Source organism: Paraburkholderia sp. J94, from assembly GCF_905220285.1.
GTDB classification, from domain to species: Bacteria; Pseudomonadota; Gammaproteobacteria; order Burkholderiales; family Burkholderiaceae; genus Paraburkholderia; species Paraburkholderia tropica_A.
In genome coordinates, this window is the sequence record NZ_CAJMZH010000006.1 from 35,998 (window position 1) to 61,975 (window position 25,978).

The following is a 25,978-nucleotide window of genomic DNA, read 5'->3' on the forward strand; positions in this document are numbered from 1 at the left end:
GAGACGCCATCCATCCGGGATCAGGCGGCGCCGTCAGGAATGAACACGTAGCCGAGGCCCCAGACCGTCTGGATGAAGCGCGGGCTGCCCGGATCGGGCTCGATGAGCTTGCGCAGACGCGAGATCTGCACGTCGAGGCTGCGGTCGAACACTTCGTATTCGCGGCCGCGCGCGAGCTCCATGAGCTTTTCGCGCGAGAGCGGCTGGCGCGGATGGCGCGCGAACACCTTGAGCACCGAGAATTCGCCCGTGGTGAGCGGAATTTCCTGGCCGGCCTTGGTGAGCGTGCGGGTGGCGAGGTTCAGCGCGAATTCGCCGAACTCGAACACCTCGGTGGTTTCCGACGGCGCGCCCGGCAGTTCGGACGGTGCCTGGCGGCGCAGCACGGCGTGAATCCGGGCGACCAGTTCGCGCGGATTGAAGGGCTTCGGCAGATAGTCGTCGGCGCCCATTTCGAGGCCGACGATGCGGTCCACGTCTTCGCCCTTGGCCGTGAGCATGATGATGGGCGTGCGGTCGTTGCTGCCGCGCAGACGGCGGCAGATCGACAGACCGTCTTCGCCCGGCAGCATCAGGTCGAGCACGAGCAGGTCGAAGCGCTCGCGCACCCACAGCTTGTTCATGGCGGGGGCGTTTTCCGCGACGTAGACGTTGAAGCCCTGCTCGCCGAGGTAGCGGCGCAGCAGGTCACGCAGTCGGGGGTCGTCGTCGACCACGAGAATTTTGGACGGGTTCTTGGTTTCCATGCCTGGCATCTTAGCGCGATTGGGTTGCAGTGCGAGATTGCACCGATTATCGGGTTACAGTCAGTTACAAAATTTACCCGTGCTGTGCTACGGCATCAAGCACTGACAGATAGACTTCTTTACGTTGAGCGGCCATTCGGTAGATACTTCATTCGATTTTGAACCAGTGCCCGTGTTGAACTGGGTCCGAACAATGCAATCGAGGTAGCCGTTTGCCGCGTCAAGAAGGGAAAAAAACGATGGGAGGGGTCAGGCCGACAATGCGCCACACCATGATTGCTCTGGCGTTGGCCAGCGGCGTCGTGGCAGCATTGGACGCGGCGCCGGCTCATGCCCAGCCCTTCGGTGACGGTCCCGGCGCGCGCTACGGCGGCAGGCCGCCCGTTCGTCGGGTGCGCAACGACATGCCCCCGCGTCCCGCCTCGGACATCAATCAGCGCAACGCCGTTCCTCCCGACCTCGACCAGCGCCGCCGCGACGGCCACATGACGCCCGACGAGCGGCGTCTGCTGCGCCAGCACATCGAAGACGCCGTGCGCGAACTCTACAAGCGCTGAACGCAGCGACGCGCCATGCGGCGCGAGCCGTTGCGGCGTGCCTGGCGCAGTCTGCTGTTCCATCTCGCTGGTCCTGTCTGCTGTCATTCGCTGTATTCCCGCTGCTTTTGTCCGCTGGTCCATCTAGTCGGTTCCGCGCTGTTGCACGTCGCTGCTGTACGTCGCTGCTGCACGTCGCATTGCATGTTTCTCGCGGGCCTGAAAAATTCCGTTTCAAAATGGTTTGCGCCTGAACGCGCCGCGCGGTCAACAGCACGCCCGCGCCATCCGTTATGCCGGTACATTCACCCGATGCACGCGTGTGCGGTGGCGAGAGCCCGGCCGCCGCGCGCCACTCGAATCCAAGGCGCCATGAAAAGCTTCTTGCCGGTGTTCCCGCCGCGCCGCGCGGCCAGCGATGCGAGCGCGTCCGCGTCACCGCGCGCCGCGTTTTTCACGCTGTCATTAGCGTCGATGTTCGGCGCGTGGTCGCGTCGTGCAGCAGCGCAGTCAAACGCAGAAGCGACGCCCAATCCGGCGCATCGCGCGCATCGCCGCACGTCGGCGGGAACGTCGGCCGCTTCATCGGTTGCTTTATCCGCCACTTCGGCCACTTCGTCGTCCGACGAATCCGCACTGCTCGACGCCGACGACGCGCGGCACCTGCTGATCCGCACGGGCTTCGCGCCGGCCAGCGCCGACCTCGCGCCTTACGTGGGCCTCACGCGCGCGCAAGCCGTCGACCGTGTGCTTGCGAGCGCCCGCACCGAAGCCGTCACGCCGCTGCCCGCCTGGTGCGCCGAGCCATTGCCGACACGCGCCGAACGCCGCGCCTGGACGCCCGATCAGCGCCGCGACGCGCAACGGGCGCGAGGCCAGCACGACGACGAACTGCGCGCGTGGTGGATGCGCGAGATGCTCGTCACGCCGTCGCCGCTCACGGAGCGCATGACGCTGTTCTGGCACAACCATTTCACGTCGGGTCAGGACAAGGTGCCGGAGCCGCAGATGATGGCGCAGCAAAATTCGCTCCTGAGGCGCCACGCGCTCGGCAGTTTCGCGACGCTGCTGCACGAGGTCGCGAAAGATCCGGCAATGCTGCTGTATCTCGACGGCGCGAGCAATCGCAAGGGCAAGCCGAACGAGAATTTCGCGCGCGAGGTCATGGAGCTGTTCACACTCGGCGAAGGGCAGTACACGCAGCAGGACGTGGCCGAAGCGGCGCGCGCTTACACGGGCTGGGGCGTCGATCCCGACACCGGGCGCTTCGTCTCGCGGCCCGCGCAGCACGACGACGGCGTGAAGACCGCGCTCGGCCACAGCGGCACGTTCGACGGCGACGCGATGCTCGACATTCTGTTGGGCGAGCCGCAGACCGCGCAATTCGTCACGGCGAAACTGTGGCGCGAGTTCGTTTCCGACACGCCCGATGCCGCGCAGCTCGACAACGCGGCGGCGCGCTTTCGCGCCAGTCATTACGACATTTCCGCTGCCTTGCGCACGCTGCTGCTCGCACCCGCGTTCTGGGACGAGCGCAATCGCGGCGTGCTGGTCAGCTCGCCGGTGGAGTTTATTGTCGGCACCGTGCGGCGCTTCAATGTGAGCTACGGCGAGACCGCGCCGTTCGCACGCACGTCGGCGGCGCTCGGCGAGAGACTGTTTTATCCGCCTAACGTGAAGGGCTGGCCAGGCGGCGCGGCATGGATCAACAGTACGACGCTGCTCGCGCGCAAGCAGTTCGTCGAGCAGTTGTTTCGCGCGACCGAGTCGGCGCGCCCGCGCATGGCGAATTCGATGACGAAGGCCGCTGCGAGCTTGCCCGCAAGCGCGCCGATCGATGGCAGCGCGAAAGCGCCGCCGCGCGCGCAAGGCGGCATGCGTTTCGATCTCGACGGCTGGCTCGCGCGTTACGGTTTGACGGCGAGCGAGAAGCCCGATCTCTCGCAGCAATTGCAGATGCAGCATGCGGTGTTGCCGCTCGCGCCCGTCGACGCCATCGCGGCGGGCAGCAGTGCGCAGGCGTATCTCCAGGCACTCCTGATGGATCCCGTGTATCAGCTCAAATGAGCGCTCGCATGAGCGGCGCATCGAAACGAAGGCGGACGATGAATAACACGAACGACGCACAGACCGACGCACGTCAGGACGCATCACACAACAACGAGCGAGGCGCGGCATGAAGCGACGCGATTTCCTGGCGGCGGCCGCCGCGGCAACGGCGGCAGGCGCGGCGTCATGGCTGCCGGAGAACGCCCGCGCGCAGACGCCGGGCGCGGCCGCGCAACGGCGCGCGAGCGGCTACGACAATCTGCTGATCCTCGTCGAACTGAAGGGCGGCAACGATGGCTTGAACACCGTCGTGCCGTATGCCGATCCGCTCTATGCGCGTTATCGCGCGACCATCGGCGTGCGGCGCGGCGACGCGATCCAGCTCGACGAACGCACGGCGCTGCATCCGGCGCTCGCGCCGCTTTTGCCGATGTGGCGCGAGCACGAACTCGCGATCGTGCAGGGCGTGAGCTACGCGCAGCCGAATCTCTCGCATTTCCGCTCGATCGAGATCTGGGACACGGCTTCGCGCTCCGATCAATATCTGCGCGAAGGCTGGCTCACGCGCGCATTCGCGACGACGCCCGTGCCGAAGGGTTTCGCCGCCGACGGCCTGGTGCTGGGCAGCGCCGAAATGGGTCCGCTAGCGAACGGCGCGCGCGCCATCGCGCTCGTCAATCCGGCGCAGTTCGCGCGTGCCTCGCGGCTCGTCACGCCGGTCGCGCTCAAGGAGCGCAATCCGGCGCTCGCGCACATTCTCGACGTGGAAAACGACATCGTGCATGCCGCCGATCAGTTGCGGCCGCGGCCCGGCGATTACGCGTTGAAGACGGCGTTCCCGGCAGGGGCGTTCGGCGCATCGGTGAAGACCGCGATGCAGGCGCTCGCGTCCGGCGAGACGGCGCAGGGTGTGCCGGTGCAGGGCGACGGCGTCGCCGTCATTCGCCTCACGCTCAACGGTTTCGATACGCACGAAAATCAGCCCGAGCGCCACGCGGAGTTGTTGCGCCAGTTCGCGGCGGGCATGGTGGCGATGCGCTCGGCGCTGATCGAAATGGGACGCTGGGATCGCACCTTGATCGCCACGTATGCGGAGTTCGGGCGGCGCGTGCGCGAGAACCAGAGTCGTGGCACCGATCACGGCACGGCGTCGGCGCATTTCGTGGCGGGCGGGCGCGTGGCGGGCGGGCTCTATGGCGAAGCGCCCGCGCTCGCGCGGCTGGACGGCAACGGCAATCTGCCGGTGGCCGTCGATTTCCGGCAGATCTACGCGACGGTGCTGAACGACTGGTGGGGACTCGACGCCAGCGCAGTGCTCCAGCAGCGCTTCGAGCCGCTGCCGTTGTTGCGTGCTTGAGCCTTCGTCGATGCTTCGTCGATGCGCCGCGTGGCGTGTACTTCAGCCGCGCCGCGCCGCGCGCCAAGCGACCCAGAGCTTGCGGATCGGCGTGAGCGCGATGTGCTGATGCAGGACCTGAAAATCTTCGCGTTCCACTTCATCGAGTAGCGCGAGTTCCAGCGCGGCGAGCGAGCGCAGCGCGCGCTGCGGTTTGCGCTCGGCGGTGGGAATCGCGTCGAGCGCGGCGTTCAGCGCTTCGCGCGCACGCGCCGTCTGGAACTGCATCAGCTCGGTGAATTCGGCGCTGTAGCGGCGGTTGATCAGGTCGGCGGCGGTGACGTTGTAGCGCTGCAATTCGTCGATCGGCACGTAGATGCGGCCATGGCGTGCGTCGTTACCGATCTCGGGCACGAACTGCGCGAGCGTCAGCGCGTGGCCGAGCGGCGCGGCCCAGTTGGCCGCCGCGTCGCGCTCCTGCGGCGTGCGCGCGCAAGCCTGGGCGACGAGCGTCGCGAAGGTGCCGCCCACGCCGTCGATATAGCGGCGCAGATTCGGCATGTCGAGATAACGGGCCTGCTCGAAGTCCATCTCGAAGCCGGCCAGCAATTGTTGAAGCAGCGGATAGTGGCTCGCGGGATCGTCGAGATGCGCGGCGAGCGCCTTCGTGACCGGATGCGAGGGATTGCCCGCCGCCAGCGCGGCGAGTTCTTTCTGCCACCAGGCGAGTTTCGTGCGGCCCACGGTGGGGTCGCTCGTTTCCTTGGCGGTTTCTTCGAGTTCGCGGCGCAGCGCGAACAGGGCGGCAAGGAGCGGCTGGCGCGCGGCGCTCGCCTGGCGCAGCGCGTAGTACGTGCTCGATCCGGGTGGGGCCGCCTTTTGCAGGCAGTAATCGTCGAAATTCACGGCGTTCGGGGCGTGGGGAGGCGCGGCGCGGTCGCGGCCCGGCTGAAGCGATCAGCGGGGCCAGCGGTGGGGCAAAGAGCCGCGGAGCGGCGATTCTAGCACCGGCCTGTTTTTCGGGCCGCGCACGCATCCGGCACACGGCTCGACATGCGGATCGAGGGCGATGCAAGGGCGCGATCGGCGTCGTCTCTCAAGATGCAGACAAGCGCAATTCAATCGGTTAGAATCTCGCGCTTGCGCGTTCGCGGCGGGTTATCCGGCTGCGCGGCGCGCCCAGGCAGGTCCGTATAGCATACGATGCACGCGATGGTTCCGGTTCGTTCCCACTCGCGGCGGTCTCGCCAGCAGCATTCGCGTGAGTGGCGAAATTGGTAGACGCACCAGGTTTAGGTCCTGACGCCCGCAAGGGTGTGCCGGTTCGAGTCCGGCCTCACGCACCAAAGACAAAGGCCACGTACCTCAACGGTACGTGGCCTTTTTTCTTGCGCGGCGATTCTTGAATCGCGCGCCGCAAAAACCCGCCTCGACGGTCGACGCATCGACCATCTGATTCGTTTATCGCGTAGCCCGGATCAGAGATCTTCCTGGGCCGCCGCGATGACCTTCTCCAGCGCGCGGTTGAGCAGCTCGCGCTCCTTCTCTTCGAGGCAGGCGAACAGGTCCGTGTTCCACTTGCGCGCGATGGGCATGACCTTGCGGTAGAGCGCGCGGCCTTCGGTCGTGAGCGAGACGAGCACGAGGCGTCCGTCTTCCTCGCTGGCGTCGCGCTGCATGAGGCCGCGGCGCATCAGCGCTTCGGCGGCGCGGCTGGCCTGGCTCTTGTCGAGATTCGCGTGGCGCGCCAGCTCCATCACTGAAAACGGGCCGAATGCGCCGACGGCAGCGATGAGGCGCGCTTCGGGCAGGGTGATGCCGAGCTTCGCCTGGTAGCGCTCGCTTGCGCCGCGTTCGGAGAGCTTGTTCAGGACATGGAGCCGATAGGTCAAAAATTGTTCGAGTCCGGCTTTGCTTGCCTTCATGGTCGTCCTGGTCTGGTCGCGTGAGGTATGCGCGATCATGTCGCGTTGATCATGATTGTTGCCTCAACGAGCGCTCGGGTCAACGCGCACGAACCCTCGTAAGCCGATCTTCAACGGGCGTACGAATCTATTAATCGCTTACTGCGAAAACGCGGCGCGTTTGCGGACGAAAACGTCTGACTATTCAAGTGGGTTTGCCGGCCCGTTTGCGTCCGTTTGCGCACGTTTCACGCGCGACGAACCCGCACGCAACGAACCCACAAGCCGGGCACGATTCGTTGCGCGCGAAAGTTCATCTGCGCGTAAGGGCGATCAGGCGCGCGAGGCGCCGTACTTGAGGCGCGTGAGCTGTTCGGCTTCGTTCGCGAGCAGCGCGGCGGCGTCGCGAATCGCCGTTTCGAGCGTGATCGGGCCGGGCGCGGGCGAGAAGCAGCCGCTGAAGTGCTCGGCCAGACGCGGCAGCGCGGCCGGGTCGACGGCGCCCGACAGCAGCGACGCCGGCACGCCCGCAGCCTGGGCGTGGCGACAGGCGATGAAGGGCGCCTTGCCGTGCAGCGTCTGCACGTCCGAGCGGCCTTCGCCGGTGATGAGCCAGTGCGCGCCCGCGAGCGCCTGATCGAGGCCGATGGTGCGCGCGACGACTTCCGCGCCCGGCTCGAAGCTCGCGCCCAGCATGCGCAGCGCGAAACCGAGGCCGCCCGCGGCGCCCGCGCCCGCTTCATCGCGCGCGGTGCGGCCGAGCGCGGCTTCGAGCAGATCGGCGAAACGGCCGAGCGCGGCGTCGATCGGCGCGACTTCGGCGGGCGTCACGCCTTTTTGCGGGCCGAACACGGCGGTCGCGCCGTGCTCGCCGGTGAGCGGATTGTCGACATCGGACATCGCCACGAAGCTGGCTTCGGCGAGGCGCGCATCGAGCCCCGATACATCCACGCGCGCGACGCGCGTGAGCGCTTCGGGCGTGGGCGCGAGCGCGTTGTCGGCCGCATCGAAGAGTTGCAGGCCGAGGCCCGCGAGCAGCCCCGCGCCGCCGTCGTTGGTGCTGCTGCCGCCGAGCGCCACGTAGAAGCGCCGCACGCCTTCGTCGAGCAGCGCGCGGATCGCTTCGCCCATGCCGCGCGTGCTGCGCGCGGCGACCGGCACGCCCATGCCGACCGGATCGGTGATGCCGACGATTTCGGCGGTCTCGACGATCGCGCTGCCGTCGTGCAGCAGGCCGACCGTGGCGTCGCGGCGCGCGAGCGCGGCGCCTTCGACATTGAGGATGCGGCGCTCGCCGCCCACGCTGAGCATGGCGTCGAGCGTGCCTTCGCCGCCGTCGGCCATCGGGCATATGCGGATTTCGGCGTCCGCCCGGGCGCGGCGAATGCCTTCGGCGATGGCGGCGGCGACCCCGTCCGCGCTCAGCGAGCCTTTGAAGGAATCTGGAGCAATCACGACGACGGGTGCGTCAAACGACGGGTTGGACATGGTGTCTCGACTGGAAGAGTTGGGATGGCGGCTGCATCCGGCGGGGCGTCCGGCGCGAGCGTTAGCTTAACAGTGCGGGGCGGGGCGCTGGATACCCGCGCCGCGATAGCGTGGATCGCGCGTGCAACGCGCGGGCGTCGCGGGCGGACGCGCTTGCGTGTGCTCGCGCGAGCTTCGGGGCGCTTACAGGCCGAAAGCCTCGCTGCACGCCGCGCCCGATCGCGTCCCCGCAGGGCGATTCCGGCACGAAAACCCGCAAATTTCACACGGAAAGATGCCGTTTTGGCGTCCCGAACGGCAATTCCATTTGAGTGGGGAAATAGTTTGCTAAAATACTTGGCTCTTTTGACGGAACCGCACGGCAAACCGTCCGTTTCGGCCTTCACCGGCTGATCTGGCCGGGCCGGGTCTCGCGGCTCCAGGAAAGGGCGCCGCCCAGCCGGCAGCGTCCGCGAAGCGCCCGCTCCAACGCATCGATGCGTGATGCGCGGGCGGCGCGGCGGTCTGCGGCGAGAGGCGTCATGGAATGCGCCCGCCGGCCTTGGGCGCGACCGCACGGTCGCGATCGAAGCCGGCAGGCGGCGCCGACGAGGCACTAGCGAGACGCAGGCGATGCGGGCTTTCCCATCGAACTGCGGCAGCAAAGATTACTGATACGCTCGAACAATTTTAGGACGATTGAAGCCATGGCTAACGCTGTTGAAAACCTCGGCAAGCTCGAACGCCGCGTGACGATTTCCCTGCCGAAGGACGCCGTGCAGAAAGAAGTCGATTCGCGCATCCGCCAACTGGCAAAGAACGTGCGCATGCCGGGTTTCCGCCCGGGCAAGGTGCCGCTGAAGATGGTCACGCAGCAGTACTCGGGCCAGGTGGAAGCCGAAGTTCTGAGCGACAAGGTCGGCAAGGAATTCTTCGACATCAGCCGCGCGGAAAACCTGCGCGTCGCGGGCCAGCCGAGCTTCGCCCCGAAGGCGGAGGCCGCTGAAGGCGACTACGCATTCGACGCGACCTTCGAGGTCTACCCGGAAGTCAAGCTCGGCGACGTCGGCACGGCCGAAATCGAGCGCACGACCACGACCATCAGCGACGCTGAAATCGACCGCACGCTCGACATCCTGCGCAAGCAGCGCGTGCACTTCCACGCACGCGGCGAAGCGGGCGAGCATGGTGACGGCGGCGCCGACACCGCAGCCAAGGAAGGCGATCGCGTGACGGTCGACTTCGTCGGCAAGATCGACGACGTCGCATTCCCGGGCGGCACCGCGGAAGGTTTCGCGTTCGTGCTCGGCGAAGGCCGCATGCTGCCGGAATTCGAAAAGGCCGCCATCGGCCTGAAGAAGGGTGAGTCGCGCGAATTCGACCTCGCGTTCCCCGAGGACTATCACGGCAAGGAAGTCGCCGGCAAGACGGCCAAGTTCACGATCACGATGCAGCTGATCGAGTGGGCGCACCTGCCGGAAATCGACGGCGAATTCGCCAAGTCGCTCGGCATCGCCGACGGCGACCTCGTGAAGATGCGCGCCGAAATCAAGGACAACCTCGAGCGTGAAGCGAAGCGCCGCACGCAGTCGATCGTCAAGAACCAGGTGATGGACGCGCTGCTGAAGATCGCCGAACTCGACGTGCCGAACGCGCTGATCGAACAAGACCAGCAGCGTCTCGTCGAAATGGCGCGTGCCGACCTGGCGCAACGTGGCGTGCCGAACGCCAAGGACGCACCGATCCCGGCCGAAATGTTCAAGGAACAAGCCGAGCGCCGCGTCAAGCTGGGCCTCGTTCTGGCCGAGCTGGTCAAGGCCAACGGTCTCGAAGCGAAGCCGGAACAGATCCGCGCTGAAGTCGACGAATTCGCGAAAAGCTACGAAGACCCGAAGGAAGTCGTGCGCTGGTATTATTCGAACCAGCAACGTCTGGCCGAAATGGAAGCGTACGTCGTCGAATCGAACGTCGTCGACTTCGTGATCGGCAAGGCCAAGGTAACGGACAAGCAAGTCAGCTTCGAAGAACTGGCAAGCGCGACGGCGCAGGCTTAAGTCTGCCCGCACGGCGTGCCGGCTGTCGGAGCGACCGACGGCCAGCACGCCGTTTTTGTATCCGCTGAATTTAGCCATGCTGGCCGTGTGGTTGATTTATGCGGGGTCCGTCGCCATACCAGAACAACTCTCTTCCAGACAAGGATGCACCGCATGACTTTTCGCGCTCAATCGCTGGACACGCTGACCTCCCAGGCTTCGCGGGATTTCGATCCGCAGGCGCTCGGGCTCGTGCCGATCGTCGTGGAGACGAGCGGCCGCGGCGAGCGTTCGTACGACATCTACTCGCGTCTGCTGAAGGAGCGCGTGGTGTTCCTGGTCGGTGAAGTGAACGACCAGACGGCCAACCTCGTGGTCGCCCAGCTGCTGTTCCTCGAAAGCGAAAACCCGGACAAGGACATCAGCCTGTACATCAACAGCCCGGGCGGTTCGGTCTCGGCCGGCATGGCGATTTACGACACGATGCAGTTCATCAAGCCGAACGTTTCGACCCTTTGCATGGGCCTCGCGGCCTCGATGGGCGCGTTCCTGCTGGCAGCGGGCGAGAAGGGCAAGCGCTTCGCGCTGCCGAACTCGCGCGTGATGATTCACCAGCCGCTCGGCGGCGCACGCGGCCAGGCGTCGGACATCGAAATCCAGGCGCGCGAAATCCTGTACCTGAAGGAGCGCCTGAACCAGTTGCTCGCGCACCATACGGGTCAGCCGGTCGAGCGCATCGCGCGCGACACCGACCGCGACAACTTCATGTCCGGCGACGACGCGCAAGCCTATGGTCTGGTCGATCAGGTCCTGCACAAGCGTCCCTGATCCGGTACGCGTTCCAGGCGCCTGAATGGTGCAAATCGGGTGCCCGGGCGGCGTGCCACCCCCGTAAAAAAGGGGATAGGCACGACCGCCCGGAGCCTGTGAAATAATCGGCAAACGCGCTTCGCGGCCTGCGGCCCCAACGCCGTCACAGCAAGCGGTTCACGCGTCTCCCGGCAAGCCGGGGGAAACGGCGTATCATGTAACAGAGTGTCCGGAGGCTCATCTATCCATGGCGGACAAAAAAGGTTCTAACAGCGAGAAGCTGTTGTATTGCTCGTTTTGCGGCAAAAGCCAGCACGAGGTCAAGAAACTGATCGCTGGCCCGTCGGTGTTCATCTGCGATGAATGTATCGACCTGTGCAACGAGATCATTCGCGACGAGGCCGCCGGTGCGGGCGTCGACGCGGCGCTGTCGCGCTCGGACCTGCCGAGCCCGCAGGAAATCCGCGACATCCTCGACCAGTACGTGATCGGGCAGGAACGCGCGAAGAAGATCCTTGCGGTGGCGGTGTACAACCACTACAAGCGTCTCAAACATCTCGACAAGAAAGACGAAGTCGAACTCTCCAAGAGCAACATCCTGCTGATCGGCCCCACGGGTTCGGGCAAGACGCTGCTCGCGCAGACGCTCGCGCGCCTTCTGAACGTGCCGTTCGTGATCGCCGACGCCACCACGCTGACCGAAGCCGGTTACGTGGGCGAAGACGTCGAGAACATCATCCAGAAGCTGCTGCAGAACTGCAATTACGAGGTCGACAAGGCTCAGCGCGGCATCGTCTACATCGACGAAATCGACAAGATCAGCCGCAAGTCGGACAACCCGTCGATCACGCGCGACGTGTCGGGCGAGGGCGTGCAGCAGGCGCTGCTCAAGCTCGTCGAAGGCACGATGGCGTCGGTGCCCCCGCAGGGCGGCCGCAAGCACCCGAATCAGGACTTCATCCAGGTCGACACGACCAACATCCTGTTCATCTGCGGCGGCGCGTTCGACGGCCTCGAAAAAGTCATCACGGATCGCACCGAGAAAACCGGCATCGGTTTCGGCGCGAGCGTGAAGAGCAAGCAGGAACGCGACACGGGCGAAGTGCTGCGCGAGACGGAACCGGAAGACCTGATCAAGTTCGGTCTGATTCCCGAACTGATCGGCCGTCTGCCGGTGGTCGCCACGCTCGGCAAGCTCGATGAAGCGGCGCTCATGAAGATCCTCGTCGAGCCGAAAAACGCGCTCGTCAAGCAGTATCACAAGCTCTTCAACATGGAGCGCGTGGAACTGGAGATTCGCCCGGCTGCGCTGCAGGCTGTCGCCCGCAAGGCGATCCGCCGCAAGACCGGGGCGCGGGGCTTGCGATCCATTCTTGAACAGGCATTGCTCGACGTCATGTACGAGCTGCCGACCATGAAGGGCGTGAGCAAGGTGATCATCGACGACAACGTGATCGACGGCGACGGTAAGCCGCTTTTGATCTACGAAGACGCTCCGAAGGTTTCAGGGTCGAACTGATGGTGGTGATCGGCTAAAGAGTTCCTGGAAAAAGCCGTTCATACAATGGGATGAACGGCTTTTTCGTTTCACTTGTGGTCGATGGCGCACTTTTTTGGAGTCACTGAACTTTTCCCACACGCGAGAGGCTTGTAATCGTCTTATCAGGCCTCACTTACCGAACGAATTGATTCCACTCATGGGGAAATGAAATGTCAGGAACCCAACTCCTCCCGCCGGAACGCACCACGCTCCCGCTGCTCCCGCTGCGAGACGTCGTAGTCTTCCCGCATATGGTGATTCCCCTTTTCGTGGGCCGGCCGAAGTCGATCAAGGCCCTCGAAGCGGCGATGGAAGGCGGCAAGCACATCATGCTCGTCGCCCAGAAGACCGCTGCGAAGGATGAGCCGACCGAAAAAGACATGTACGAAGTGGGATGTATCGCGAACATCCTGCAAATGCTCAAGCTGCCCGACGGCACCGTGAAGGTGCTCGTGGAAGGCCTGCAGCGCGCGAAGACGCTCTCGATCGAAGAGCAGGAAACGCAGTTCTCGTGCGAAGTCATGCCGCTCGAGCCCGACCACGCGGACAGCGCCGAAACCGAAGCGCTGCGCCGTGCGATCGTCTCGCAGTTCGATCAGTACGTGAAGCTCAACAAGAAGATCCCGCCGGAGATCCTGACCTCGCTGTCGGGTATCGACGAGGCCGGTCGTCTTGCTGACACGATCGCCGCGCACCTGCCGCTCAAGCTCGACCAGAAGCAGCACATCCTCGAGATGTTCCCGGTCGTGGAGCGTCTTGAGCATCTGCTCGCCCAGCTCGAAGCGGAAATCGACATCCTCCAGGTCGAAAAGCGCATCCGTGGCCGCGTCAAGCGCCAGATGGAAAAGAGCCAGCGCGAGTACTACCTGAACGAGCAGGTCAAGGCCATCCAGAAGGAACTGGGCGAAGGCGAAGAAGGTGCCGATCTCGAAGAACTCGAGAAGCGCATCACCGCCGCGCGCATGCCGAAGGAAGCCAAGAAGAAGGCCGACGCCGAGCTGAAGAAGCTCAAGCTGATGTCGCCGATGTCGGCGGAAGCCACCGTCGTGCGCAACTACATCGACACGCTGATCGGCCTGCCGTGGCGCAAGAAGAGCAAGGTCAACAACGACCTCTCGAACGCCGAGTCGGTGCTCGACGAAGACCACTTCGGTCTCGAGAAAGTGAAGGAACGCATTCTCGAGTATCTCGCGGTCCAACAGCGCGTGGACAAGGTCAAGGCGCCGATCCTGTGCCTCGTCGGGCCTCCGGGCGTCGGCAAGACCTCGCTCGGGCAGTCGATTGCGCGCGCAACGAACCGCAAGTTCGTGCGTATGGCGCTGGGCGGCGTGCGTGACGAAGCCGAAATTCGCGGCCACCGTCGTACGTACATCGGCTCGATGCCCGGCAAGATTCTGCAAAGCCTGACCAAGGTCGGCGTGCGCAATCCGCTTTTCCTGCTCGACGAAGTCGACAAGATGGGCATGGATTTCCGCGGCGATCCGTCGTCGGCGCTGCTCGAAGTGCTGGACCCGGAACAGAACCACACGTTCGCCGACCACTACATCGAAGTCGATTTCGATCTCTCCGATGTGATGTTCGTCGCCACGTCGAACTCGCTGAACATCCCGCCGCCGCTGCTCGACCGGATGGAAGTCATCCGTCTCTCGGGTTACACGGAAGACGAGAAGGTCAGCATCGCCCAGCGTTATCTCCTGCCGAAGCAGAAGAAGAACAACGGGCTGAAGCCGACCGAGATCGAAGTGACCGAAGGCGCGATCCGCGACATCATTCGCTACTACACGCGTGAAGCGGGCGTGCGTTCGCTCGAGCGCGAAGTGTCGAAGATCTGCCGCAAGGTCGTGAAGATGCTGCTGCTGAAGAAGGCCGACAAGGCCGTCACGGTGGACAGCGCCAACCTCGACACTTTCCTTGGCGTGCGCAAGTACGACTTCGGTCTGGCTGCGAAGGAAAACCAGGTCGGTCAGGTCACGGGTCTCGCGTGGACGGAAGTCGGCGGCGATCTGCTGACGATCGAAGCGGCGGTCATGCCCGGCAAGGGCAACGTGATCCGTACGGGTTCGCTCGGCGACGTGATGAAGGAATCGGTCGAAGCGGCACGTTCGGTGGTGCGTTCGCGTTCGCGTCGTCTTGGCATCAAGGACGAAGCGTTCGAGAAGCAGGACATCCACATTCACGTGCCCGAAGGCGCGACGCCGAAGGACGGTCCGTCCGCGGGCGGCGCGATGACGACGGCGCTGGTGTCGGTGCTCACGGGCATTCCGGTGCGTGCTGACGTTGCGATGACGGGCGAGATCACGCTGCGCGGCGAAGTGCTGCCGATCGGCGGGCTGAAGGAGAAGCTGCTCGCGGCGCATCGCGGTGGCATCAAGCTCGTGCTGATCCCGGAAGAGAACGTCAAGGATCTCACCGAGATCCCGGACAACGTGAAGAACGCCATCGAAATCGTGCCGGTCCGCTGGATCGACAAGGTACTCGAACTCGCGCTCGAACGCGTGCCGCAGCCGCTGCCGGAAGACGAGGCCAAGCCCGCCGAAGACGCGAAGTCGCCCGTTGCCGAGTCGAAAGACGCGGCTAGCGAAGTCGTGAAGCATTAAGCGGCTTAACTACGCGACTTAATACGCGTCTTCATCAGCGTCATTTCGTAGCATCTACGTAGCACCCTTCAAAAAACCCGCGGCCTGGTCCGCGGGTTTTTTATTGCGCGCGCCGAAAGGATCGTTGAGCTTGCAACCGCTTGCGCGCGTGGCGCGCGAGCTTGCCGGCGTATCTTCGAATCGGTCTTTGAACAAGCCTGCACGCCAGCCTTTCATCGGCCTTCGAAAGCCGCGTGCAAGCGGGCGGTATCGGGCGGAACCCCGCTTGACACGGGTCTTTCGGCCTCGTTAAATGAGCGGGCTCCGGCGCAGACCGGAGTCGTTATCGAACAAAGTTGATGTCTTCCCGGCGCGGCGCCGGCGTGGTTCATGGCGCGCGCCATCACGATTGCCCAACACATTCTCGGGGGCTGGAATGAATAAAACGGAATTGATCGACCATATCGCGCAGCAAGCCGACATCTCGAAAGCGGCGGCGGGACGCGCGCTCGACGCTGTGATCGGCGGCGTCAAAGGCACGCTGAAGAAGGGTGGGTCGGTCACGCTGGTCGGTTTCGGCACGTTTGCGGTCAGCAAGCGCACGGCACGCACGGGCCGCAATCCGCGCACCGGCGACGCCATCAAGATCAAGGCTGCCAAAGTCCCGAAATTCAGGCCTGGTAAAGCGCTCAAAGATGCGCTAAACTAGCGGGCTCGCTGCTTGATGAAGCAGCGCAGCAAAAGTCGCAGTGCCGCCGCAGTTTTTAGCGGGTTTTCGGCAGTCGGCGTATGAAGCTGGGTGCTTAGCTCAGTTGGTAGAGCGGCGCCCTTACAAGGCGTAGGTCGGGAGTTCGAGCCTCTCAGCACCCACCACAGTTTCATACGAACCGCGCCGCAGCGCAAAAGCGCTCGAAACCACCGCAGGCGACACGGCGCACGCAGCAAACCGCATGGAGCGGTAGTTCAGTTGGTTAGAATACCGGCCTGTCACGCCGGGGGTCGCGGGTTCGAGTCCCGTCCGCTCCGCCAGACATCTCAGCAAGAAGGCGAACTCCGGTTCGCCTTTTTTGTTGGCCGCTGTTGTAATATCGGGCGTTCTGTTTTTTGGCGCTCTCCAACGCTTGGTCACGCATGCTCGACTTTTTCCGCAATCACAAACGGCTGATGATGTTCATGCTGCTCCTGGTGATCCTGCCAGGGCTCGGCTTCGTCGGCATTCAAGGTTTCCGCGGCTTTTTTGACGAAAGCGCGAATGTCGCGAGCGTCAACGGTCACAAGATCACGCGCGTCGAGTACGACAACGCGTCGCGTCAGCAACTCGACCAGGCGCGCCAGGTCATGGGCGCGCAATTCGACGCGAGCGTGTTCGACACGCCGCAGCATCGCAAGGACATTCTCGATGGTCTGATCCAGCAACGCGTGCTGCAGGACGAAGTCCAGCGTCTGCATCTCACCGCTTCCGACGACGCCGTGCGCCGCACGCTGCTCGCCGATCCGATCATCTCGTCGCTGAAGAATCCCGACGGCTCGATCGACCTCGACAAGTACAAGCAACTGCTCGCGATGCAGGGCATGACGCCCGAGCAATACGACGAGCGCGTGCGCTACAGCATGGCGATGCAACAGCTGCCCGCCGCGCTGATCAACAGCGCGTTCACGCCGAAGGCGCTCGCGCAGCAGCTCACCGAGCTGTCTGAGCAGCAGCGCGACGTGCAGGGTCTCGCGTTCCGCGCGAACGACTACATCGCGAAGGTCCAGCCGACCGACGCGCAGTTGCAGGCGTACTACGACGCGCACAAGACCGACTTCGCCACGCCGGCTACGGCGCAGATTCAGTATCTGGTGCTGTCGGCGGCGACGGTCGCGGCTTCGGTTCAGCCGACCGATGCCGACCTCAAGAAGTACTACGACGACAACATCGCTCGCTACAAGAGCCAGGAAGAAGTGCGCGCGAGCCACATCCTGATCACGGTGGCGAAGGATGCGAGCGCAGCTGACCGCGCTGCCGCGAAGCAGAAGGCCGAGCAGATTCTCGCCGAAGTGAAGGCGCATCCCGACCAGTTCGCGCAGCTTGCGCAGAAGGATTCGCAGGATCCGGGTTCGGCGTCGAAGGGTGGCGATCTCGGCTACTTCGGTCCGGGCATGATCGCGGGTGGCCAGGCGTTCGACGACGCGGTCTTCAAGCTCAAGAAGGACGAAATCAGCGATGTGATCCAGTCGGACTTCGGCTATCACATCGTCAAGGTCACGGACATCAAGCCGTCGGTCACGAAGCTGTTCGACGACGTGAAGGCGCAGATCGCCAACGACGTGAAGGCGCAGCAAGCCGCCAAGCTGCTCGCCGACGCGAACGACGGCTTCACCTCGCTGGTGTACGAGAAGTCCAAGAGCCTGCAACCGGCCGCCGACAAGTACAAGCTGACGATCCAGACCGCCACGGTCACGCCGCAGCCGAACGCCACGCTGCCGCCGGACAGCCCGCTGAACAACAAGAAGTTCCTCGACGCCGTGTTCGCGACCGATTCGGTTGAGCAGCACAACAACACGCAGGCAGTCGACGTCGGCAACAGCACGCTGATCTCGGCGCGCGTGACCGACTTCAAGGCAGCCGCGGTGCCCGCATTCGCGTCGATCAAGGATGCCGTGCGTCAGAAGGTGGTCGCGCAGCAGGCTGCCGACATGGCGCGCAAGGACGGCGAAGCGAAGCTCGCCGACCTGCAGAAGTCGAAGTCGACCGATGGTTTCTCGTCGGCGCTGAAGGTGTCGCGCAACGACGCGCAAGGCCTGCCGCCCACCGCACTGTCGGCCGTGTTCAAGGCCGATGCGCAGAAGCTGCCCGCCTACGTGGGCGTCGACCTCGGCGCGCAGGGCTACGCGATCTATCGCGTGAACAGCGTGACGAACGGCGCGGCCGCCGACGGCAACCGTCTCGCCGCCGCGCAGCAACAGCTCGCGCAGGTCGCGGGTCAGTCGCAGACGCAGGCTTACCTCGATGCGCTGCGCGACCGTTCGAAGGTCAAGCTCTACGGCTCGCTCAACGCGTCGAGCCAGCAGAGCGACGGCGACGGCCAGTAAGCTCGCCTCGCGCCTCGTGTTAGACCCCAGGCGCAGACGCACACAAAAAAGCCCCGCGAAGTTCGCGGGGCTTTTTCTTTGCTGCGTACGTGGCGCGAAGCGCCGCGCCGCGTGCGCCGCCCGTCAGAGACAGGCGCTGATGTCGCCCGTGGCGTCGCTGCCCGCGCCGCCGCCGGCACGGAAGCCCACCCAGGTCTTGGCGTTGGCGTTCCACGCCGGGCGCACCGTCGCCGCAGCACCGTTAGGCGGCTGCTGGCCCGGCACGTAGACGTCGATCGCCTGGTCGTTCGCGAGCACGCTCTGCGACACGACCTGCTGCTGCGACTTGTTGGCCCACTTTTGCGCGATGCACTGCGCGACGGCCTGAGGCGGTTGCTGGCTGGTGCCGACCGATTGCGAGCCGCTCGGCATCGGCTGATTGGCGCAGGCGGCAAGGGCTGCCGTTACGACAATAAGAGGTAAATATTTCACGTTTTATCCCTCCAGTCAGGGTCATTCGAAAGTTAGACGAAGCCGCTCGTCTGGCGCAAAGATGTGACCCGGCACGCGACGCGCATGCTCGTGAAAACGCGGGTGCCGCGCTTGTCAGCGCTGCGCGCCGCCGCCGAGTAGCGGCTTGAGCGTCGGCCACACGTTGTCGAGCAGCAAGGGCTGTGCCTGCTGGGTCGGATGCAGCTGGTCGGACTGGAACAGCTCGGGTTTGTCGGCGAGTCCGGCGAGCAGGAACGGCACCAGCGGCACGTTCAGCTCTTTCGACAACTTGCCGTACACGCCGTGGAATTGCTGAGTGTAGTCGGGTCCGTAATTCGGCGGCACGTACATGCCCACGAGCACGGGCCTGGCGTGGCTCTTGCGCACCGCGGCGACAATGGCGCGCAGATTGCTTTCCGTGGTGGCGAGCGGTACGCCGCGCAGCGCGTCGTTGGCGCCGAGCTCGATCACGACGACGGACGGTTTCATGCGCTGCAGCACGAGCGGCAGGCGCGCGAGCCCGCCGCTGGTCGTGTCGCCGCTGATGCTCGCATTCGCGACGCTATAATCGATTCGCTCACTCGCGAGGCGCTGACGCAGCAGCGCGACCCAGCCGGTGTCGCGCGGCAGGCCGTATTCGGCGGACAGGCTGTCGCCGAGCACGGCGATCACGGGTTTGGCCGCGGCGGGCTGCGTGGCGGTTGAAGTTGCGTTTGAAGTTGCGGCATGCGCGTCGCTCACGACGCCGGGCAGCGCGAGCGCGCCCAGCGAAACGCCGAACGACATGCCGAATGCAGCGCCGCACGACACCGCGAGCGCCACGGCGCGGGCGCGGAGCGCGGGAAGCAGGGTGCGGGCGGCGCGCGGTGCGCTGCGCCTTGTTCTGACAGCTAATCTTGGCTTCATCATGTGCGAATGAATAGCGATCCAGTCATCGAAGTACGGGGCCTGTGCAAACGCGTCACCGACGCGACCGGCGAACTCACAATCCTCGACGGCATCGACCTCACGGTGCACGCGGGCGGCAGCGTGGCGATCGTCGGCGCCTCGGGTTCGGGCAAGTCCACCTTGCTCGGCTTGCTGGCCGGGTTGGACAGCGCGAGCGCGGGCTCGGTTCGTCTGCTCGGACATGAGCTTACCGGTATGGCCGAAGATCAGCGCGCGGCGCTGCGCAACGGCTCGGTCGGTTTCGTGTTTCAGTCGTTTCAGCTGATGCCGCATCTCACCGCGCTCGAAAACGTCGCGCTGCCGCTCGAATTGCAGGGCGGCCTGAGCACACGCGAGGCGTTCGCCCGCGCGCGCGCCTTGCTCGAACGCGTGGGGCTCGGTCAGCGCACCTCGCATTATCCGAAGCTGCTGTCGGGCGGCGAGCAGCAGCGCGTGGCGCTGGCGCGCGCGTTCGTCACGCATCCGGCCGTGCTGTTCGCCGACGAACCCACCGGCAGCCTCGACGCCGCCACGGGCCACGCCGTCATCGACCTGATGTTCGAGCTGAACCGCGCGAACGGCGCGACGCTCGTACTCGTCACACACGATATCGATCTGGCAAAGCGCTGCGATTCGATCGTCACGATCGAGGCAGGTCATCGCGTGACCGATGGGGCGCATGCCGCGCACGAGGCGAGCCGCGTCGAAGCGGGGCGATAAAGCGGGGCGGCGATCAAACAAAAAGGCGTGCCGGTTTGCACCGCGCACGCCTTTTTTCATGGCATCGACGAATCAATGCGGATCCTTGCGGATCCGTGCATCAACGCTTGAGCGCGGCACGCGCTTTCGCGATCAGCGCCGCCGTCGACGAGTCGTGCGCCTTCACGTCGCCGGCCGCTGCGGTGAGGTCGGCCTCGACCACCTTGCCGAGAATCTTGCCGAGCTCCACGCCCCACTGGTCGAACGGATTGATGTCCCACACCGAGGCCTGCACCAGCACCTTGTGTTCGTAGAGCGCGATCAGCGCGCCGAGCGAGCGCGCCGTGAGCGCGTCGACGAGCAGCGTCGTGGTCGGACGGTTGCCGGGGAACATGATGTGCGGCACGAGTTCGGGCTTGTCCGGCCCGGCGATCTTGCGCGCCTCTTCCTCGGTGCGGCCGAGCATCAGCGCCTCGCTCTGCGCGAAGCAGTTCGCGAGCAGCTTCGGATGATGATCGGCAAGCGGATGCTCGGGCGTGAGCACGGCGATGAAGTCGATCGGCACGATCGTCGTGCCCTGATGCAGCATCTGGAAGAACGCGTGCTGGCCGTTCGTGCCCGGCTCGCCCCACGTGATGGCCGAGGTCGCGTAATCGACGAACTTGCTGTCCAGACGCGCCTGCTTGCCGTTGCTCTCCATTTCGAGCTGCTGCAGATACGAGGGCAGATAATGCAATGCTTCGGAGTACGGAGCGACGAGATAGCTCTGCGAACCGAAGAAGTTGCGATACCAGATGCCGATCATGCCGAGCAGCACCGGCAGGTTCTTCTCGATCGGCGCGGTGCGGAAGTGCTCGTCCATGTCGTGCGCGCCGGCGAGCAGTTCATCGAACTGCTGCGGCCCGATCGCGATCATGATCGACAGGCCGACCGCCGACCACAGCGAATAGCGGCCGCCGACCCAGTCCCACATCTCGAACACGTTTTCCTTGGCGATGCCGAACTTCACGACTTCGGTCGGGTTCGCCGAGACGCCGACGAAATGCTTCGCGAGCGCGTTTTCCGGGCAGCCGTGCTTCACGAACCAGTCGCGCATCGAGCGCGCGTTGGTCATGGTTTCGAGCGTCGTGAAGGTCTTCGAGACGATGATCGCGAGCGTTTCTTCCGGGTCGATGTGCTCGATCGCGCGCCACAGATCGGCGCCGTCGACGTTCGACACGAAGTGCGAGTCGATCTCGGGCGATTCCAGGTGCTGGAGCGCGTGCACGACCATCTTCGGCCCGAGATCCGAGCCGCCGATGCCGATGTTCACGATATGGCGGATGCGCTTGCCGGTGTAGCCGGTCCAGGCGCCGCTGCGCACGGCGTCGGCGAACTTCGCCATCTTCGCTTTCTCGGCGAGGATCTGCGCGTGGAACGGCGCGTTCGGCTCGGTGGCGCGCAGCGCGGTGTGCAGGGCGGCGCGGCCTTCGGTCGGGTTGACGATCTCGCCCGCGAACATCGCGTCGCGGCGCTGTTCGACTCCGGCCTCGTGCGCGAGCTGCACGAGCAGCTTCAGCGTGACGTCGGTGATGCGGTTTTTCGAGAAGTCGGCGGCGAGCCCGCCGCCCGAATACGTGAAGCGTTCGGCGCGAGTCGGCGCGGGATCGTTGGCGGGCGCGAACCAGTCGCGCAGCTTGTCGTTGCGGATCTGTTCGTAGTGCGTCTGTAGCGCGGACCAGGCGGGGAGCGGATTCGTCATGTTCGTCGAGCGAGGAAAAACGAATGGAAGGCGGCGGGCGGCATCGGCCGGTCGGGCCGACGCGCGCATCACGCGCTGCGGGGAGGCGCGCGGCTTCTGTGGAAGCGGCGCGCGCGGAGGATCAGTATAGCGGGGCTGAGCGAAGCTGCGTGGCGCTACGGCGATCGACCGGCGAGGTTAGCAAACGGCATGCCGCGGGCGTGCCGCGCCGTGGCGGCGCGCGAGCGTTCAGGTGTGCGCGAAATTTGCGGCCATCTTTCGGCGCGTGGGTCGGTGGTGAAGTTGGCGGCCAAGTTGGCGTTCAAATCGCCGTCTGTTCGCCGTCTGTTAAGTCGCCGTCTGGTTGCGCGAATAAAAACGCCGGTTCAGCAAGCGCCGCACCATCGGCGCGAGTTCACCCGCCGTGAGCCCGGCGGGACCGTCGCCTTGCGCGACGAGCGTATCGGCGGCGAGTCCGTGCAGATAGACGCCCGCGAGCGCCGCTTCGAACGGCGGCAGGTGCTGCGCGAGCAATGCGCCGATCAGGCCGCCGAGCACGTCGCCGGTGCCGCCGCTCGCGAGGCCCGCGTTGCCGGTCGGGTTGACGGCCACGCGGCCGTCGGGCGCGGCGATCACCGTGCCGCTGCCCTTGAGCACGGCCACGGCGGCGAAGCGTTGCGCGAGCGCGCGCGCCGACGCGAGACGGTCGCGCTGCACAGTTGCCGTATCGACGCCCAGCAGACGCGCCGCTTCGAGCGGATGCGGCGTGAGCACGCACGGCGCGCCGCCGGCCTGCGCGCGTTCGGTCACGCGCGCCGCGAGCGCTTCGTCGCGCGCGACGAGGTTGAGCGCATCGGCGTCGAGCAGCACGGGCACGTTCAGGCGCAGGATCTGGTCGACGAGTTGACGCGCCGACGCGCTGCCGCCCATGCCGCAGCCCGCCGCGACGGCGTCCATCGCGTCGAGCGCGAGCCTGGCCGCTGCGTGCAGCATCAGTTCGGGATGCGGCGCGTCGTAGGGCGGCGCGTCGCTGCCGAGAAAACCCGCGTGAACCTTGCCCGCGCCCGTGAGCAGCGCCGCGCGCGCGGCGAGGATCGGCGCGCCGCACATGCCGGTGTCGCCGCCGATCACCGCGAGCGTGCCGAAGGTGCCTTTGTGCGTGGCGTTGTCGCGCGCGGGCAGGGCGTCGGCGAACAGCGCGGGCGCGTTCAGGCGCGCAGGGGGCTGCGCTTGCGGCGGGGCGATGGTGGCGTCGAAGTCGACGCCATCGGCCAGAGCGATCGGCGCCACGCTGACCACGCCCGCATAGTCGCGGCCCGCGCCCGTGTAGAGCCCCGGCTTCGCCGCGATGAATGTGACGGTGTGCGTCGCGCGCACGGCCGGGCCGTCGCCGACCACGTTGCCGGTGTCGCTGTCGAGGCCGCTCGGCACGTCGAGCGCGAGCACGTGGCCGCGTTGCCGCGCGCGCGCCGCGAGGCGCACGGCGAGGTCCGCGAAGACGCCGTCGAGCGCGCGTCCGAGGCCGATGCCGAACAGGCCGTCTACGAGCCAGCCATAGGCGTCGAACGATGCGGGCGGCGAATCGGTGATCTTCACGCCCGCGGCGCGCGCGGTGTCGAGCGCCCAGCGCGCGTCGTCGGGTTTCACGTCGACGGGCATGCAGACTTCGACCTCGACGCCCGCGCGTTTGAGCTGCGCCGCGACCACGAGCGCATCGCCGCCGTTGTTGCCCGGACCCGCCGCGATCCAGACGGGCTGCGCGCCAAGCGGCGCGGGCGCGTGGGCGATCTGTTCGAGCAGGAAGTGGGCCGCGGCAGCGCCTGCGCGCGCCATCAGCGTGTGCGGGGGCACGATGGCTTGCGCGGCGGTCTCGCAGGCGCGCAGTTGCGCGACGGTGAGGAGCAGCGCGGCGCGGTCGTGCGGGTTGACGAGGGTGGCGACGGAAGCGGTGGAGGCGGTCGAAACGGTCGAAGCGGCGGGCGTGGCGTCGGTCATGGTGGCGGGCGTCGCCGGAAGGCCCGGCGGCGCGTGCGGTAAAGGCATCGATAACGCAACGATACCCGAGCCGTCAGCCATTGGCGCGCGCGCTCGCCGCCGTCGCGCTGAAGATCATGGCGCCAGACGCGAGAAGGGAAACGCGAAGCGGGAGAAACAGGACGGGGACCAGCGAGGCGCGTCCTGCGGCGGACGCGCCCGAAGCCTCGGCGCAAGGCCGAACCCGACGCGGCACGCCGCGCCGGTCGACAGGCTGAACCTTAGCTGCGGCCGGGCCAGAGCGCCTCGATGGTCTCGGCGGGCAGGTCGGGGCGGCTGTTGGAGATCTGCTGCGCGATCAGGCGCGCGGAGCCGAGCGCGAGCGCCCAGCCTGCCGGGCCGTGGGCCGCGTTCACGTAAAGGCGCGAGTCGCCCACGCTGCCGACCAGCGGCAGGCCGTCGGCCGACAGCAGCTTCATGCCTTCCCACGCGAGCGCGGCGGAAATGCGCGCGGCGCCCGGCGCCCAGTCGCGCGAGGCCTCGCCGAGCAGCGCGAGCGCTTCCTCGGTGAGCGACTCGGGCAGCGGCTCGTCGAGCTGCTTGGCGTGCTGGAGCACCGCGCCGCCCGAAATGCGCAGCCGATGGTTCATGCGCGTGATGGCGATGCGGCGCGCGGCGTCGATCAGCGTCGTGTGCGGCACGCATTCTTCGTGCGCGACCGGCGAATTCAGCGTGTGCATGCGCAGCGGATAAACCGGCAGCTTGATGCCGAGCGGCGCGAGCAGCTTCGCGGTCTGCGCGCCCGCCGCCACGACCACGGCATCGGCGGAAATCACTTCGACTTCGCGCGAGCGCGAGGCGTCGTCGGGGCGCTGCGCGAGTTCGACGGCTGCGCGCTGGCTTTCGATGCGCACGGCGCTCACTTCGCGTCCGGTCTGGAACTGCACGCCGCCGAGCGTATCGAGCACCTGCTTGAGCTGCTTGACGAACAGCGGGCAGTTCGCCACGCGGCCCTGATCGAAGCGCACGGCGCCCGCGAACGGCGGATCGGCGGGAATGGTGTGTTCGGTGGCCACGCACTCGTGCGGCGTGAGCACGTGATGCGGCGTCTCGAAACGGCGCAGCAGTTCGAGCGCGGGCTGCGTGAGCGACCATTCATCGCTGCCGCGCACGAGGTAGAGCAGGCCTTCGCGCTGTTCGTATTCGAGCTGGAAGCGGCCTTCGGCGTCTTCGAGCACGCTTTGCGCCGAGTCGATCAGCGGACGCAGCAGCGCATAGCGCGCCTCGAAGGCTTCGGAGCCGTGCAGCGTGGCGAGGCGTTTGACGAAGGCGCGCGCCTGACCGGTGAAGCCGGTCTTGCAGATCACGCCGCCCGACGACTGCCGGCCGTTGCGCAGGAAGGTGGGGCCGAACCAGACGTCGAGCGGGGTCGGCAGCACGATGCCGCTATGGCCGTAGGTCGCGCCTTGCGCAACGGTGGCGTGGCGCTCGACCACGCAGACGCGATGGCCCGCCGCGCGCAGCTGGTAGGCGGTGGCGACGCCGGCGATTCCGCCGCCAATGACGATGACATCCATGACGATTTGATCTGCTGGCAGGCGGCGTGCCGTCGGGCGAGGGCGCCGTGCCGAAGAGGGTGTGGCATGCGGCGCGCAAGCCGCGCGCCGATCGGTGAAACGCGCAATCATAGCAGCCAAATCGCCCAGCTCGCCATGCGAGTGCGCCGGTTGACGTGCCCGGCGCAAGGTGGCGTGCACGCGCGCGCCCCGGCGGCGCGGGTGGCCGCCGGCTGCGGCCGGGCGTGCCGGGGCGGGGTGTCGGGCAGTGTGCTGAGTGGCGCGGCGGCCCGTCCCGTCACCGCCTCCTGTCATAAAAAAAGCTGCCAGGCCGAATGCCGTGGCGGGATTAATGGCGTCGTCATCGCGAAAACGCGCACGGGCGTGCGCCGCGCGATGTGCGCGGATCGGCGTCGGGGGCGGTCGGAGGGGGTCTTCCGGGTTATAATCACGGCCTCCTTTCATCGCCCGACGTCGGCCCGACGTCGTCGCCTGCGCCCCCTGCGACGCCCCCCCGCGACGCACCCGTGCGAGGCCAGGCGCGACGTAACCTCGACGC

At 66.0% G+C, this 25,978-nt stretch carries 19 protein-coding genes and 3 tRNA genes; 13 read left to right on the forward strand and 9 right to left on the reverse strand.

What is annotated here, in order from left to right:
* Positions 1–20: 20 nt before the first annotated feature.
* On the reverse strand, positions 21–755 hold the full coding sequence (gene ompR, locus U4Y88_RS13790; protein WP_027814652.1) for a two-component system response regulator OmpR: 735 nt from the start codon (positions 753–755) through the stop codon (positions 21–23).
* A gap of 263 nt (positions 756–1,018) precedes the next feature.
* Here ompR and U4Y88_RS13795 point away from each other — a divergent pair, with 263 nt between their 5' ends.
* The 3 genes from U4Y88_RS13795 to U4Y88_RS13805 all read left to right on the forward strand — a co-directional run bounded on the left by U4Y88_RS13795 (position 1,019) and on the right by U4Y88_RS13805 (position 4,688).
* On the forward strand, positions 1,019–1,303 hold the full coding sequence (locus U4Y88_RS13795) for a hypothetical protein (RefSeq protein ID WP_224007562.1): 285 nt from the start codon (positions 1,019–1,021) through the stop codon (positions 1,301–1,303).
* Positions 1,304–1,654: 351 nt separating this feature from the next.
* The gene (locus tag U4Y88_RS13800; protein WP_321784571.1) at positions 1,655–3,349 is read left to right on the forward strand and encodes a DUF1800 domain-containing protein; all 1,695 of its coding nucleotides are present in this window, start codon (positions 1,655–1,657) and stop codon (positions 3,347–3,349) included.
* Between the two features lie 109 nt (positions 3,350–3,458).
* The gene (locus tag U4Y88_RS13805; RefSeq protein ID WP_321784573.1) at positions 3,459–4,688 is read left to right on the forward strand and encodes a DUF1501 domain-containing protein; all 1,230 of its coding nucleotides are present in this window, start codon (positions 3,459–3,461) and stop codon (positions 4,686–4,688) included.
* A 42-nt stretch (positions 4,689–4,730) separates the two neighbouring features.
* On the opposite strand, the gene U4Y88_RS13810 is transcribed toward U4Y88_RS13805, so the two are convergent.
* The gene (locus tag U4Y88_RS13810) at positions 4,731–5,573 is read right to left on the reverse strand and encodes a squalene/phytoene synthase family protein (RefSeq protein WP_321784575.1); all 843 of its coding nucleotides are present in this window, start codon (positions 5,571–5,573) and stop codon (positions 4,731–4,733) included.
* Positions 5,574–5,926: 353 nt separating this feature from the next.
* Between U4Y88_RS13810 and U4Y88_RS13815 the strand changes: the two genes are divergently transcribed.
* A tRNA-Leu gene (locus U4Y88_RS13815) sits at positions 5,927–6,013 on the forward strand.
* 132 nt (positions 6,014–6,145) lie between these two features.
* Here U4Y88_RS13815 and U4Y88_RS13820 read toward each other — a convergent pair.
* Both U4Y88_RS13820 and U4Y88_RS13825 read right to left on the reverse strand, forming a co-directional pair.
* On the reverse strand, positions 6,146–6,592 hold the full coding sequence (locus U4Y88_RS13820; RefSeq protein WP_224007573.1) for a MarR family winged helix-turn-helix transcriptional regulator: 447 nt from the start codon (positions 6,590–6,592) through the stop codon (positions 6,146–6,148).
* Positions 6,593–6,904: 312 nt separating this feature from the next.
* The gene (locus U4Y88_RS13825; RefSeq protein WP_224007575.1) at positions 6,905–8,059 is read right to left on the reverse strand and encodes a glycerate kinase; all 1,155 of its coding nucleotides are present in this window, start codon (positions 8,057–8,059) and stop codon (positions 6,905–6,907) included.
* 686 nt (positions 8,060–8,745) lie between these two features.
* Between U4Y88_RS13825 and tig the strand changes: the two genes are divergently transcribed.
* From tig to U4Y88_RS13865, 8 genes are all read left to right on the forward strand, one after another.
* Complete coding sequence (gene tig / locus U4Y88_RS13830; protein WP_224007578.1) at positions 8,746–10,092, forward strand: trigger factor; 1,347 nt, start codon at positions 8,746–8,748, stop codon at positions 10,090–10,092.
* 153 nt (positions 10,093–10,245) lie between these two features.
* Positions 10,246–10,899 (forward strand): ATP-dependent Clp endopeptidase proteolytic subunit ClpP, encoded by a 654-nt coding sequence (gene clpP / locus U4Y88_RS13835; protein ID WP_065065552.1) that lies wholly within the window; start codon positions 10,246–10,248, stop codon positions 10,897–10,899.
* 229 nt (positions 10,900–11,128) lie between these two features.
* Positions 11,129–12,400, forward strand: coding sequence for an ATP-dependent Clp protease ATP-binding subunit ClpX (gene clpX, locus U4Y88_RS13840; RefSeq protein WP_224007581.1), 1,272 nt, complete (start codon positions 11,129–11,131; stop codon positions 12,398–12,400).
* Positions 12,401–12,591: 191 nt separating this feature from the next.
* Complete coding sequence (gene lon / locus U4Y88_RS13845) at positions 12,592–15,018, forward strand: endopeptidase La (protein ID WP_224007584.1); 2,427 nt, start codon at positions 12,592–12,594, stop codon at positions 15,016–15,018.
* A gap of 292 nt (positions 15,019–15,310) precedes the next feature.
* Positions 15,311–15,706 (forward strand): HU family DNA-binding protein, encoded by a 396-nt coding sequence (locus U4Y88_RS13850; protein WP_321784577.1) that lies wholly within the window; start codon positions 15,311–15,313, stop codon positions 15,704–15,706.
* Positions 15,707–15,794: 88 nt separating this feature from the next.
* Positions 15,795–15,870: transfer RNA gene (locus U4Y88_RS13855), tRNA-Val, on the forward strand.
* Between the two features lie 79 nt (positions 15,871–15,949).
* Positions 15,950–16,026: transfer RNA gene (locus U4Y88_RS13860), tRNA-Asp, on the forward strand.
* A gap of 102 nt (positions 16,027–16,128) precedes the next feature.
* A complete protein-coding gene (locus U4Y88_RS13865; protein WP_321784579.1) occupies positions 16,129–18,072 on the forward strand; it encodes a SurA N-terminal domain-containing protein in 1,944 nt (647 codons plus the stop codon).
* A gap of 123 nt (positions 18,073–18,195) precedes the next feature.
* On the opposite strand, the gene U4Y88_RS13870 is transcribed toward U4Y88_RS13865, so the two are convergent.
* Both U4Y88_RS13870 and U4Y88_RS13875 read right to left on the reverse strand, forming a co-directional pair.
* Positions 18,196–18,543, reverse strand: coding sequence for a hypothetical protein (locus U4Y88_RS13870; RefSeq protein WP_224007590.1), 348 nt, complete (start codon positions 18,541–18,543; stop codon positions 18,196–18,198).
* A 114-nt stretch (positions 18,544–18,657) separates the two neighbouring features.
* The gene (locus U4Y88_RS13875; protein ID WP_321784581.1) at positions 18,658–19,329 is read right to left on the reverse strand and encodes an arylesterase; all 672 of its coding nucleotides are present in this window, start codon (positions 19,327–19,329) and stop codon (positions 18,658–18,660) included.
* Positions 19,330–19,458: 129 nt separating this feature from the next.
* On the opposite strand from U4Y88_RS13875, the gene U4Y88_RS13880 reads away from it, so the two are divergent.
* A complete protein-coding gene (locus U4Y88_RS13880) occupies positions 19,459–20,190 on the forward strand; it encodes an ABC transporter ATP-binding protein (protein ID WP_415774440.1) in 732 nt (243 codons plus the stop codon).
* Between the two features lie 100 nt (positions 20,191–20,290).
* Here U4Y88_RS13880 and pgi read toward each other — a convergent pair whose 3' ends face one another.
* From pgi to U4Y88_RS13895, 3 genes are all read right to left on the reverse strand, one after another.
* Positions 20,291–21,910: a glucose-6-phosphate isomerase gene (gene pgi, locus U4Y88_RS13885; protein ID WP_321784585.1), complete on the reverse strand. Its 1,620-nt coding sequence runs from the start codon at positions 21,908–21,910 to the stop codon at positions 20,291–20,293.
* A gap of 327 nt (positions 21,911–22,237) precedes the next feature.
* Positions 22,238–23,884: an NAD(P)H-hydrate dehydratase gene (locus tag U4Y88_RS13890; protein ID WP_321784940.1), complete on the reverse strand. Its 1,647-nt coding sequence runs from the start codon at positions 23,882–23,884 to the stop codon at positions 22,238–22,240.
* 260 nt (positions 23,885–24,144) lie between these two features.
* Positions 24,145–25,440: an FAD-dependent oxidoreductase gene (locus U4Y88_RS13895; RefSeq protein ID WP_321784587.1), complete on the reverse strand. Its 1,296-nt coding sequence runs from the start codon at positions 25,438–25,440 to the stop codon at positions 24,145–24,147.
* Between the last annotated feature and the right edge of the window lie 538 nt (positions 25,441–25,978).